Raw genomic sequence first — 12,541 nt, 5'->3', positions numbered from 1 at the left:
TTTCTACAAGTAGGGGGCGAACTGTTTACTTTACGGGATCTAATTCCCACGGGTGCTTACGTTCTACCCCGGCTACCGTAATAATAAAACCAAATAAAAATTGGTCAACCAGAAATATCTGGCTGACCTTATAATACGAACGGGTGCTTGAGTACAAGAATGATCGCATCGGCGGCGTTTATTTTTGAAAGGGTTGATGATGTGGGAAAAGGGAATAAAAAACAATCAAAGTTAAAAAAAGAACCGTAGTAAAATAAGTAAATTTCACCAGAAATCAATTGACGCTGTAAAAGAATTTAGTTCATATATAAATAGACCTAAACGTAGTATTTTATATCTGGAATTTAATAATAGCATTGATTTAGATGCAACAGTTAGTTTATCCTGTGACAATGAGGATGAATATTTTGTTATTGTAAGTACAGAAATATCACTACCAGAAAGTAAGTTCAGTACAAATCAATATAAAATGACTTATTACGATGGCACTTTTGAAATAGAGATTGGTAATCATACTTTAATCATAGGTTGCGATTAAAAACACTTTATTTCTATCATAACATTTTATAAAATGTGAATTAAGAGGCTCAATTTGAACCCCTTAAAAAGTTTGTGAAATAATGTACTTAAACTATAGGGTGCTAGAGTTGAAGATCCAGCTGCCATTAGGTGGCTTTTTTATTGAAGTAACGGGGCAGGTCAGTTGAAGAACGCATGAAAAAGACCACGCAAATAATTAAAGGTCAAACAGTTCGTAAAGACTTATAAAAATGAGCATAGACCTCTCAGGTAGGATGAGAAGTCTATTGAAAATGGACAAATAATTTATATGTAATATCGTATTCAGATATAGAGGAAATGTAGTTAGGCTATTTTAACATTTTTATGCTGAAGAAGATATTCTTAATGAGAAAGATAATGCCACTTTGTTTAAACAAAATGAAACAGGTACCCAAAAGGGCACCTAGAGTCAAGGAGAAAAACTTTATTAATAAACTATATTCATTTGTCACTTATTTTGTACGGGCTATTGTGGTGCCTTTCGACGAAATAGTGTAATAAATTGAATGGACCTTGTTAACGGGGGGCTATAGTTTAAGACCTAACTGTCATTATGGCAGCTTTTCTTATTGTACAACGTGAAGGATAGTGAAAATTGCAAAGTTTAAAGGACAGATTTAAAATTCGCGTAAATCTGTCCTTATAGGGCAAAATATGTAACGGTATTGTGCTGACAAGCACTTGCCTATTCTAAATAAGGAGTGAGATGAGTGGCTGATAAAAACGAACGTAACCGTGTCGATAATGATGCTGGCGAAGCGGTAGGAACTGGTGTCGGTGCTGTCGCTGGAGCTGCTTTGGGTTCTGTTCTTGGTCCACTTGGTACCGTTGCAGGAGCTGTTGCAGGAGGAGCGATGGGTAACAAAGTCGGCGAAGGTGCCAATGAGGCTAATGACAGTGCTACGAACCGAGAAGATTAGACTTTAACCAAAGTGGTACTGAATGAATTGGATTCCCAAAAAGGGAGTCCTTTTTTTATTAAGCTAATTCAGCTTTTTTAGGTAAATTCCCAGTAAGATTGTGAATCAATTCACTTAAAGTTAACGGGTGCTTGAGTTGAAGAAGGAATTGCGGCGGCAGCTCCTTTTTCTTGTTCAACTATAGGGGCAGGTTAGTACAAAAAGGAAAATCAATTTTTGGCTTATTTAATTAATAGTACACGATTTATTAAAATTTTATTTGACTAATATCTTTTCCTTCATTATCTGTACAAAACGAACCGATAATGAATTAATGATAAAATAATCTTTGTCATTTCTCACGATAAGGTATTTGTAACAATCCATCTTCTCATTTATTTCTTTTTCAACATCTTCTTTTTTAACATCTGATTCTTTTATTATTTTTTCTGTGATTATATTATTATCCAACGTATAGCAAATTGTAAATTCCTTCAAACTAATATCCCTTTCATTTTAAGAGTGATTTAAACTGTCCAATATCACTCATACCGAATTATTGACGCCTATTCTTTATTGTATTTAGAGAACCACACTTTTTGTGCAATATTGTTTACACGATCATTTTATGACTAGTTCGAATAATATTGATTAGGGCATATCGAAGATAAATACTATATTAACCAAGTTACCCAAACTCTTTCTATGTATTATAAAAGATGATTGAGAGAAGTAAATCCCTCTATTTACCTTTAGCCTTTATACCTATTTGAAGTTCAACTACATAATAAACTGCTAATTATATAACAGATGTAGGTGTTCAGCACCCAATTGTTGTCCAGTGAATGTGAATAATTGTACTTAAACTAACGGGTAGCTAGAGTTAATGATTGGGTTGCTGCGGTAACTATTTTTTTCTTATTGCACTAAAGGGCAGGAAAGTTGAGGAAGCTCGTTTGAAGAAAAGGACATTTCTGGTAGTACAGAGATGCCCTTTTTACTGTTTTGTTAGAATTTAAAGTCTAGAATCATCTTACTGGTTTCGCCTGTAAACTTATAATTATAAGACCCTTTTAAGCTTTCTAAGTCACCGGTAGCTTTGATGATTGTTGCTGGAGAATCTAGATTTCCTTTATCAAATATTCCTTGCTCTATAGCCGTAAATGTCCCCTGTTTTCCCTTGTAAGTTCCTTCGAAATACAGAAATCCGGAAATTTTAGAAGTGGCCAAGTGACCATCATCTATAGTAGAGTCGATATAAAATAATAAATATTCAACAAAAGCTTTTCCTGTTAATTCACCCTCAATATCATATTCAACATGGGCAATATTAATAGGAAATTCTTTTCTAGTGTTATCTACTGGCTTTTCATCCCATTTGCTTACTGTAAATCTTACCTCCATACGTAAATCTCCCTTCATTATTAAATAGTAATTAACCTCAAGTATAACATCCAAAAAGTACCATTATTAATAATTGAATAGGATTGTTTTTATTAATTTTTCTTTACGAACTTTGTGAAATATTACACTTAAAGTAAGTATCAAGGTTGGAATGGTGATTGGAGAAGTCCTATCATGGACAAACGAATGGATTAATGCTTTCTTTTTAGAGTATAGAATTCGGCATTTAATCTATAGTGGAGTACTTGAGCTAAAAGGAATACCAAAATCAATGAGACATTATAGTGTTAAACTACGGTGAGGAGTAATGATTAATTCATATCTTCCATAATCGGGCGGGATACTTTAACAAGGGTATCGCTTTTTCCTTATAGTGCCAACGCCTTTATAATTTATTAAGAGCAATTCTCATTTAAACAAAATAATTTTTGTTTTTTTATCAAACCATTTTATTCCTCTATTCGTTTCCTTAGGTGAAAACATAAACAAATGGAGGCATTGAGGATGAAAAAAACTTTGTTAATTGGTACACTCTTTTTACTCTTGTTCACGGCAGCAGGAGTATCGGTATACGCGAACATGAATCATTCATCAGAGTCACAACAGCAATATAAATCTACAAAGAACGATGGAGTGATCAGAGTGTATGGCCCAGGTGGACCACTGGGACCAATGAAGGAAGCTGCAGAAAAATTCATGGCTGAAACGGGAATAAAAGTTATTGTGACGGCTGGACCTGAATCGAATTGGATTGACAAAGCGAAACAGGATGCAGACATCATTTATGGAGGATCTGAGTATATGCTTCGCAGCTTTATGTTTAACAATCCTGGGATGATAAATGAAAAATCACTTACAGAATTATACCCTCGAGCAGCAGGTATTTTGGTACGTAAAGGTAATCCGAAGGAGATTTATTCTCTTGATGATTTAACGAAAAGCGGTGTGAAAATTGTTGATGTAAATGGTGCTGGACAGCTTGGTTTATGGGAAGACTTAGCGGGCAGAAAGGGAGTAATAGAAGGAATTAGCCAAAATATTGATATTTCTGTGAAAACCAGCGCAGAAGCGATTGAGCTATGGAAATCCAATTCGAAGCTAGATGCGTGGATTACATACGAATCTTGGCATTTCAGGCTTAAGGATGTTACCGAATTAGTTGAACTGCCAGATACAGAAAAGCTTTATAGGGGAACCCCAATTGGTCTTACAGGCACTTCAGATAATAAAAAAGACTCCCAAAGATTCGTAGATTATTTAAAAACTGAGTCCTCTCATCAAATCTTTCAAAAATGGGGATGGAAATAGAGTTTAAGAGGAATCAAAATAAATAAAAAAGCTGAGTCCAAAGTCGATTTGAAGGTTATTGGAGTCAGCTTTTTTTGAATTGTGATTTTTCTACCGTTACTTTTAGTTAGATAATAAAGATTTACCCCTATTCAATTATAGGGCGCTTTTCTTTAGTAAGAAGATGTCTTTTTGATATCCCCCTACACATTAAGCGATTAGATTTTGTTAAGGTAAAAAAAGATTGCGAAGTTTTTCACTTAAGCTAACGGGTGCTAGAGTTAAAGTTCCAGCAGCCATTTTGGTGGCTTTTTTTAGCTAACGGGGCAGGTTTGTTGAAGAAGGAAAATGGATAATCGGAAGCGAAAAAGTAGTTGGGAATGAACATTATAAATAATTAGAGAGGAGAAAAAATGGCTGAAAAACCGATTGTTTTAGTTGTAAGTGTTTCAATAATTAAAGAGGAAGAAGTTTTAATGATTAAAGAAAATAAACAAAATGTAATAAATAAATGGAATTTTCCAAGTGGACGAATTGAAATGGGAGAAGACATCCCTTATGCAGCTAGAAGGGAAGTGAAAGAAGAGACGGGACTTGATGTGAAACTTACTTATACAACTGGTATTTATAACTTTATTAGTAGCTCTCAAGACCAAGTTATTATGTTTCACTTTATAGGGCAGGTTACTGGGGGTTCAATATATTTTGAAGAAGATGAAATTATAGACAGTGCCTGGGTGAAGGTGAGTGATTTAGTAAGGTCTAACGATGATGAACTTCGCAATCCAAACGTTATAAAACAAATAGCCAATTGTCTTGTTAATAAAAGTTACCATCCTATTAATATATTCCATAAACAAATTAAGTAAAATTCCTTGTTCAACAAACGAGTCAAGAGTTCAAGATCGATCGTTGCGGCGGTCTTTTTTGCTTGTTTTGCTAACGTGGCAGGTTACTTGAAGAAAATGTGGTATTTTATAAATAACTCAAGAAAGGGGACTAGATATGAAGGATAAAGAGAAAATCTACTACTAACGAGGTACGGATGAGCTAAGGTTGAAAAATATCATTGCCCATAAACTTGTTCAAGAGTTTAACAATTGTCCAATCGAAGATTTGGAAAGAAAAGATGAAATTATAAGGGAATTATTCGGAGGTGTCGGAGTAAATCCGAGTATTGAGCATAATTTCCACTGTGACTTAGGATACAACATCCACATTGGAGACAACTTCTATGCTGGATTTAACTGTAGTATATTAGATATGGCAGATGTAAGAATTAGTGACATCTGTATGATTGGTCCTAATGTTGAACACGGTCAAACAGATCTAAACCCAGTAGTATCAAAGATAGAAAATAGGTCAAAAAAAACTACCCATTGAGGGCAGCTTTACCAACCGTTTTTTAATATATGAGACCCACTAAAAATGCTGTATATAATCCATACACTGATTATTGCTCCTACAACAATAGCTCCCCACTTTACAGGTTTCTTCATTTTCTCTCCCATCCTTCCATAATCTATTTACTTAGTGGAATTAATGAGTCAATTAGTGGATGAAGAAAGGTTAAGAGTTTACAGCCTTAAAACGTACATTTTTACGTTTTAAGGCTTTTTACTTTTTATGCTTTCCGCCTTACTAAAAACAAAATTAAGACTAAAAGAAACAATAACATGCTAATGGAACCTGTTAGCATGTTATTATGTGACGAAAAATTCACTACTGTGATAACAAGGAGACATAAAGAACCGATTAGAGATAAATTTTTATTTACTTATTTAAGCATAAATAATTTATCCTCCTCTTTTTCTTCATAGGTCATTCATTTGTTTTAATAACGGGAATTTGTGCCAGTTTAACGAATATGTTTATACTGCTATACGGCTATTTTTTAGGTAAAGTATTTGTAGGAAGAGCTCTCACTACGTCAATAGGTTTTATAATAGCAGTGTTTTCAATATCTCTCATTAAAACATCTTTTGTAACAATTTATATTCCAATGTTTACTTTAGCACTACCATTCACTTTATTTTATTCAAGATAAATTTACGATTGTACAATAAATTACAGCTAGCTTTTTAACAGCTATATTATTTGGTGTTTAAATGTTCATAGTTCCTTCTAATATAATGAGGTATCTCGTTGTTGGGTTAACGATTATTTGGGTTATCACGCAATCTTCACGTAAAATTCGCTTTATTTAGAATCTAAAGTTCTTCTTCAACTATCGGGGGGCTTTAGCTAAATAAGGAGAAATGAAATTATGAAAAAACATTGTTGTGAGGATATGGCTTATCATGCAAATTTCAAGTGTGATATACATAAAAACACATTTGAATGTCCTGACAAAATAATCATATTCGATGAAAAGGATAAGGATTATGGTTTAATAATTCATGATGGTGGAACGTCAAGTATCGGAATAGATTTTTGTCCGTGGTGTGGTGCGAAACTATAATTTTGGATACTTTCTTCTTTCACTATCTGGGTGCAAGAGTTGAAGAGCGGGATGGGTGCGGTGGCCCTTTTTGCTTGTTGTACTAACGCCAGGTTAGTTGAAGCAGTAAAAATTAAACCCTTTATTGAAAATGAACAAACAGGGATTAGAAAAAGGAAGGCTGTGTGGAATGAATGTTTGATGAAAAAAAAGAGAGTTCAATTTTAGGAACAGTCATAGCGGTTAGTTTAAGTAAGAAGCATACGTTTAGTAAAGAAAATCAAGAGATTATAAAATTAGTTAAGGGTTTAGGGGCCGAAGGCGATGCACACTTTGGTTCAACGGTTAAACACCGCTCGAGAGTGGCACAAGATCCAAACCAACCGAACCTAAGACAAGTGCATTTAATTCAAAATGAGTTATTCGAAGAGTTAGCAGATCGTTTTAATATTAAACCTGGACAATTGGGTGAAAATATTACAACTGTCGGAATAAATCTTCTTGATTTACCAACGGACACGATATTATCTATAGGTGAGTCTGCAATTATTAAAGTAACAGGCTTACGAAATCCTTGTGCTCAAATTGATAATTTTAAACCAGGTCTTTTAAAGGCTGTTTTGGATAAGGATTCAGATGGAAATCTAATAAAAAAAGCAGGAATAATGGGAGTTATATTGCAAAGTGGAGAAGTGAAACCAGGAGATACCATCCGAGTTGAATTACCTCATAGTCCATTTAAAAGGCTTGAACGTGTTTAAACTAGCTGGGTGCGTATTTGCTTTTATGAAATTAATGTTGATTGTGAATAAATACACTTAAACTATAGGGTGCAAGAGTTAAAAAAAGTGATCGCTGCGGGGTTAGTTTTTCTTGTTAACGGGGGTCCAAACAATTAAAAGCTCGAAATATACGCTATGCAAATTTCGACATCAAAAAAGCCGATATTCCTATGCTAAGGAAATCGACTTTAAATAAGGCTGATATTGATAATCGAAAAAAGGTCCGGTAAAAGGACCTTTACCTGCTCCATCCATCTTATTATTAGTAGAACACAAATGCTGTACCAACGATGATAAGAAGGATGAACAATACTACGATTAACGCAAAACTACTTCCTAATCCGTCCATTTATTTCACCTCCAGCCTTAATCATTTTTTCCGCTAGACGTGTATTGGTTTATTAAATAACAAAAGCAGTACCAACAATAATTAAAAGGATAAACAGTACAACGATTAAAACAAATGTACTGCCTCCTCCGAAACCACCGCCGTAGCCAAAACCGCGGCAGCCTCCGAATCCGCCGTATCCAAACATAGTAATCACCACCTGTTAAATTGTTCGAAATAAACCTTTCGCTAGTATCTTATTACATAAGACAAGAATTGCTTGGACAAACATCATAGTGATAAGGCAAAATGTACGACATGCCTATAAATGCAAAGAAACGTCTGCTTAATAGGCAAACGTTTCTTTAAATAAAAGAGGTAATGTATATGTCTCGCTAACTGGTGGTGTACTTGTAATATATGTACAAGATAATGAAATGAAATGGACAAGTGCTGATTTTTAAACGAATAAATGTATGAGAGATAGAGTTTCTGCTGTTCTTTTGATAATAAAAAAGTTGCACTAATTAAAAGAATAAAAAATGGAGTTACTGGGCAAGGTGAAGAATTTTTCGATAAAAAATAAAGGGACTTACATCCCTATATGGGTGGATATAGATGACCTTCCAACCATTGATGTTAAACCAAAGGAGGTTGCTGAAAAAATACAATCCTTATTTAAGTAACGGGTGCATAAGTTGTGGATCAGAGATACTTTTGACTTTTTTTGAGCTAACGTTGCAGTTTATTTTCATTAGATTAATTTGGAGAAATAAAGACTTATAACGATAGGCAAAGGCAGAGCAAAGATATTGTCCTCATTAATTCATAATTTTCAAATGTAAAACGGAGCTTAGCTTTAAGGCATATTCAAATGACCATGTAAATATGAATAGAACAAAAGAAGTATTTCGGGAGGTTATGGAATGAACGGGGAAGATACATCTTTGCATGCTGATACCGGTGTTACATCTGGAATGTTTGTTGAGCGCTCCTTAAATGAAATACGATTTTGGGCTAGGATTATGAAAGAGCATTCTCTATTTCTTCGATTAGGTTTTAGAGCAGAGGATACTCAACTCATTCAAGAGGCGAATCAATTTTATCGATTATTTGAACACATCGAACAAACTGCACATTCCTTTAATAATCAAACGGACCCAGAACAAATAAGAAGATTTAATTCAGAGGTTCAACAAGCTGCAACCAATATTTTCGTATTTAAACGGAAGGTATTAGAACTAATTCTCACATGCAAATTACCAGGGGCAAATAATTTCCCGCTATTAGTTGACCATACAAGTAGGGAAGCAAATTATTTTAGAAAACGATTAATTGAATTAAATGAAGGAAAATTAAAAGCACTTCCAGATGCAATTATTAAAGAAAATGTCTTCTTCTTAAGGATTATGGCAGACCATGCCAAATTTATTGGTCATCTCCTTGATCCGTCAGAAAGGAAACTAGTTGACGTAGCACAGAATTTCAGCAATGATTTTGATCAATTGCTTTATCAAGCAAGGGATTTGGAATCTATGAAGCCACAATCACAAACAGTTCCTCTTTTAGATCAATTCCTTGATCAAAATAGGGTTTCTGTCGCATCTCTTAGGGACTTCAAGAAAACAGCCCGTGATTTAATTGAACAATGTAAAATAAAGAGCATTATTCATCCTCTATTAGCAGACCATGTTTTCCGGGAAGCTGATAGGTTCTTAGAAATCATTGATATGTTTGATGCGCATCTTACAGGCGGTACCCAATAAACTAGATAAGGACAAAAGTTAAAAAATGTGCATGTTGGTAAATTAAGTATGATAGTTGTAGTATGTAGATTGTGAACTATGAAATGGAATGCATGTACATTATTAAAATTTTTATACATCAGAAGACGACGATCATAGTCACAATGTAAAGGGAGTGCGAACAACCTGCCCCAAGAATAATTTAAAAGTAGTGGGATAATCCCTAAACCAACCTTTGCATTCCTTTATTAAGTGTACAAGACAATGCCTTTCAGCTGAGCTGAAGGGCATTTTTATTTGGTAGAGCTTGGACATTTGCAGTGACAAGTCTCTGGAAAGACGAATAAAATATAGAGTTAACAAATTGATTCTTGAGAGGGGGTTAAGCCATTCTATGAATGGTCGAAGTTCCTTTGAACCGGAGCCAGAAATAGCTAGTCTATTGGCAGTCGGATTAATAATAAAAACCATATTAGAGAGTGGCTTCAGCTTCTCTCCTAGGGGATAAAGTTGGATCTGACTGCCTTGTAAAAAGGAGGTAGTTAAAATGTCAAAAAGGTTTATATTTTTAAAAAAACCGCAAAGTGAAGAAGCAGCCCAAATTCAGGGCTTTGATATTGAGTTAAATCATGAAAATACTCGAAGAATTGATCGGCTAGTCGATAGTTATGAAAAGAGTATTCTAATTAACTTAGATGAAGCATATCAAAGAAAAACAAGCTGGTCTAATCGTTTGGCAGATCGAATCGCAGCCTTCGGCGGAAGCTGGAAATTTATCATATATTTTGCAAGCTTCTTGTTCGTTTGGATAGTATGGAACACCTTGTCATTTACTCGATTCCATTTTGATAAACCGCCATTTATTTTACTGAATCTTTGCCTATCTTTTATTGCAGCCTTCCAAGCTCCTGTGATTATGATGAGCCAAAACCGGCAGGCAGCACGGGATAAGCACGAGTCAATTATTGACTTCGCCATTAACTATAAAGCAGAGCAGGAGATTGACGATTTGCAAAAACACCTTCACCGATTGGAAGGCGAACTGATGGAAATTAAGAAGCTTCTACAAGCTTCTAAACAATCGAATGAATGAAAAAGATAAATGACCCTTAGGGATGGATTATTCTCGGGGTCATTTTAGTTTTCAGTTTTCTCGAACAGGGGCAAGAGTTGACAAAAGGGTAATTTATCAACTCGTTTTTTTAAAAGTAGAGATTGTAAAGAATTGTACTTAAACTAAAGGGTGCAAGAGTAGTATTAAGTTTCCTTAAAGAAATGGCTGCTAAAATGGCAGCCATTTCTTATTGAACAAACGAGGCAGTTAGTTGAAGAAGGAAAGAGGAAGAACGTGGCGAATTTTTTATATATTGTACTTTAATTAGCTGAAAATACGAAAATAAATTCTACTTAAATAATAAATAAAATGGGGGATAATATTGAAGAAAACTAAAATAATAGTAACAATTTTTTGTTTAATTATATTGATTATCGGTATAACCAGTATTTACTTCTTTGCTGAAAGTAGTGAAAGACCGATATTAGTTTTAATGTTAGGTGCAATCATTATTTTAATCCAACAAGTGATCTTACTATTTATTAAAAAAGGAGATAAAAATATTAATTAAGCTAACGGGGGCAAGAGTTCAAGATGAGATCGCTGCGGCGGCCTTTTTCTTGTTCAGCAAACGGGGCAATTTAGTCTAATAAGGTAAAAGGAAGAGGATTACTTAAGATAGTTAGCGAATATTTTAGGAAAATCAAATAGAATTAGGTGAAGCAAATGGGAGATTCTAAGAAATTAAAGCCAATTGAAGCCTCCAAACAGTTTATTTATAAATACTTCCCTGACTGTGAAGGTGCTGTATTGGCTGGTAGTGTTGTAAGAGGTGAGGCAACAGATACGTCTGACCTTGACATTGTTGTTTTTGATAAAAGCTTAAAATCAGCGTATAGAGAGTCATTAATTGATTTTGGTTGGGCAATTGAGGTTTTTGTTCATAACTTAACTTCCTATAAACACTTTTTCAACTTGGATTATCAAAATGCTAAGCCTTCTATGCAAAGAATGGTAGTAGAAGGGATTATTATAAAAGATGAAGGAATTATAGATTCTATAAAGGAAGAAGCTAAAGAGATAATTGAGTATGGTCCTGAAAAATGGACGGAAGAAATAATTACGACAAAACGATATTATTTAACTGATGCCCTTGATGATTTTATTGGTTGTAAAAATCGAGCAGAAGAAATTTTTATAGCGAACTCATTAGCTGAACTTATTCAGGAATTTGTTTTAAGAACTAATGGTTGTTGGATAGGCTCTTCTAAATGGATTATTCGTGCTTTGAAGCAATACGATGTAAAATTTACCGAAGATTTTGTTGAAGCCTTTGATACATTTTATAAAACTGGTGAGAAAAGCAAAGTTGTTCTACTTAGTGAAAAGGTTTTAGAACCATACGGTGGGCGATTATTTGAAGGGTTTTCATTAGGTAAAGAAAAACTTTAATATTTGTATTCTTCTTAAGCTAACGTGTGCAAGAGTTAAAGAAAGTGATCGCTGCGGCGGTCTTTTTTTTTGTTGTGCTAACGGGGCAGGATAGTTGAACAAGGATTTAGTTAATTTATATAGAATTTAATAGGTATTGGATATTTTTTAGGGCGAACATTGAATACAAAGGTTACTTATATGCTGTTAAAAATTATTGGTTTAGCTGTTTTGCTTGTTCCAATCTTAATGAGCAGACTTATTATATTTTCTGATGTACCTTGGTTGATTCTTGATTCTCTATCTGCATTAGGCTTTATTTTTCTTATTGCAGTAAATGTTATGGAGTGGAATCATAAAAGAAGAAAAACGAATCGGGATATTATTTAATTTGTTCTTCTGTTGATAAGGACTAAGTAGAGATATTAAACTATCGGGTTGCGTTAGTTTAATAAATAAGTAAGAAATCCATCTTATCTTAGGTGGTTTTTTTACTTTGTGGTTATTTAATTTGAAGGATTACAACAATAAGATAATTTAAGATCGGTATCAGGAGCCAGTCTTTTTTAGTTTTTATATTTCGACATTTTTCTGCATTCTAAGAAGTGTA

16 protein-coding genes are annotated in these 12,541 nt (G+C 34.1%); 12 read left to right on the top strand and 4 right to left on the bottom strand.

The genetic code is table 11. The features are described 5' to 3' along the window. Nucleotides 1–1,271: 1,271 nt before the first annotated feature. Nucleotides 1,272–1,481 (top strand): glycine zipper domain-containing protein, encoded by a 210-nt coding sequence (locus AC59HZ_RS30900; protein ID WP_496549531.1) that lies wholly within the window; start codon nucleotides 1,272–1,274, stop codon nucleotides 1,479–1,481. A gap of 255 nt (nucleotides 1,482–1,736) precedes the next feature. Here AC59HZ_RS30900 and AC59HZ_RS30895 read toward each other — a convergent pair whose 3' ends face one another. After that, nucleotides 1,737–1,931: a hypothetical protein gene (locus tag AC59HZ_RS30895; RefSeq protein ID WP_496549530.1), complete on the bottom strand. Its 195-nt coding sequence runs from the start codon at nucleotides 1,929–1,931 to the stop codon at nucleotides 1,737–1,739. Nucleotides 1,932–2,468: 537 nt separating this feature from the next. Then, a complete protein-coding gene (locus tag AC59HZ_RS30890) occupies nucleotides 2,469–2,864 on the bottom strand; it encodes a DUF3224 domain-containing protein (protein ID WP_496549529.1) in 396 nt (131 codons plus the stop codon). A 151-nt stretch (nucleotides 2,865–3,015) separates the two neighbouring features. Between AC59HZ_RS30890 and AC59HZ_RS30885 the strand changes: the two genes are divergently transcribed. The 6 genes from AC59HZ_RS30885 (at nucleotide 3,016) to AC59HZ_RS30860 (ending at nucleotide 7,352) form a co-directional block, all read left to right on the top strand. Beyond that, complete coding sequence (locus AC59HZ_RS30885) at nucleotides 3,016–3,165, top strand: DUF3658 domain-containing protein (protein WP_496549528.1); 150 nt, start codon at nucleotides 3,016–3,018, stop codon at nucleotides 3,163–3,165. Nucleotides 3,166–3,368: 203 nt separating this feature from the next. Then, nucleotides 3,369–4,172 carry an extracellular solute-binding protein gene (locus tag AC59HZ_RS30880; protein ID WP_496549527.1) on the top strand — a complete coding sequence of 268 codons (804 nt, stop codon included), beginning with the start codon at nucleotides 3,369–3,371 and terminating at the stop codon, nucleotides 4,170–4,172. Nucleotides 4,173–4,564: 392 nt separating this feature from the next. Next, nucleotides 4,565–5,020: an NUDIX hydrolase gene (locus AC59HZ_RS30875; RefSeq protein ID WP_496549526.1), complete on the top strand. Its 456-nt coding sequence runs from the start codon at nucleotides 4,565–4,567 to the stop codon at nucleotides 5,018–5,020. Between the two features lie 187 nt (nucleotides 5,021–5,207). Continuing rightward, the gene (locus tag AC59HZ_RS30870) at nucleotides 5,208–5,534 is read left to right on the top strand and encodes a maltose acetyltransferase domain-containing protein (RefSeq protein ID WP_496549525.1); all 327 of its coding nucleotides are present in this window, start codon (nucleotides 5,208–5,210) and stop codon (nucleotides 5,532–5,534) included. 883 nt (nucleotides 5,535–6,417) lie between these two features. Next, on the top strand, nucleotides 6,418–6,612 hold the full coding sequence (locus AC59HZ_RS30865) for a DUF6980 family protein (protein ID WP_496549524.1): 195 nt from the start codon (nucleotides 6,418–6,420) through the stop codon (nucleotides 6,610–6,612). Nucleotides 6,613–6,785: 173 nt separating this feature from the next. Further along, on the top strand, nucleotides 6,786–7,352 hold the full coding sequence (locus AC59HZ_RS30860; protein WP_496549523.1) for an MOSC domain-containing protein: 567 nt from the start codon (nucleotides 6,786–6,788) through the stop codon (nucleotides 7,350–7,352). 283 nt (nucleotides 7,353–7,635) lie between these two features. On the opposite strand, the gene AC59HZ_RS30855 is transcribed toward AC59HZ_RS30860, so the two are convergent. Both AC59HZ_RS30855 and AC59HZ_RS30850 read right to left on the bottom strand, forming a co-directional pair. After that, nucleotides 7,636–7,722, bottom strand: coding sequence for a YjcZ family sporulation protein (locus AC59HZ_RS30855; protein ID WP_496549533.1), 87 nt, complete (start codon nucleotides 7,720–7,722; stop codon nucleotides 7,636–7,638). A gap of 52 nt (nucleotides 7,723–7,774) precedes the next feature. Further along, entirely contained in the window at nucleotides 7,775–7,909 is a 135-nt protein-coding gene (locus AC59HZ_RS30850) for a YjcZ family sporulation protein (RefSeq protein WP_496549522.1), read from the bottom strand. Between the two features lie 718 nt (nucleotides 7,910–8,627). Between AC59HZ_RS30850 and AC59HZ_RS30845 the strand changes: the two genes are divergently transcribed. The 5 genes from AC59HZ_RS30845 (at nucleotide 8,628) to AC59HZ_RS30825 (ending at nucleotide 12,321) form a co-directional block, all read left to right on the top strand. Then, nucleotides 8,628–9,467, top strand: coding sequence for a DUF2935 domain-containing protein (locus AC59HZ_RS30845; protein ID WP_496549521.1), 840 nt, complete (start codon nucleotides 8,628–8,630; stop codon nucleotides 9,465–9,467). Nucleotides 9,468–9,993: 526 nt separating this feature from the next. Then, nucleotides 9,994–10,539 (top strand): DUF1003 domain-containing protein, encoded by a 546-nt coding sequence (locus AC59HZ_RS30840; RefSeq protein WP_496549520.1) that lies wholly within the window; start codon nucleotides 9,994–9,996, stop codon nucleotides 10,537–10,539. Between the two features lie 343 nt (nucleotides 10,540–10,882). Next, the gene (locus AC59HZ_RS30835) at nucleotides 10,883–11,071 is read left to right on the top strand and encodes a hypothetical protein (RefSeq protein WP_496549519.1); all 189 of its coding nucleotides are present in this window, start codon (nucleotides 10,883–10,885) and stop codon (nucleotides 11,069–11,071) included. Nucleotides 11,072–11,226: 155 nt separating this feature from the next. Continuing rightward, on the top strand, nucleotides 11,227–11,952 hold the full coding sequence (locus AC59HZ_RS30830; RefSeq protein ID WP_496549532.1) for a nucleotidyltransferase domain-containing protein: 726 nt from the start codon (nucleotides 11,227–11,229) through the stop codon (nucleotides 11,950–11,952). Between the two features lie 180 nt (nucleotides 11,953–12,132). Beyond that, entirely contained in the window at nucleotides 12,133–12,321 is a 189-nt protein-coding gene (locus AC59HZ_RS30825) for a hypothetical protein (protein WP_496549518.1), read from the top strand. Nucleotides 12,322–12,541: the final 220 nt, after the last annotated feature.

This window comes from Neobacillus sp. DZ-9 (genome assembly GCF_059587065.1).
The sequence above is the reverse complement of the archived record's forward strand: the minus strand, read 5'-3'. Positions and strand labels throughout refer to the sequence as shown.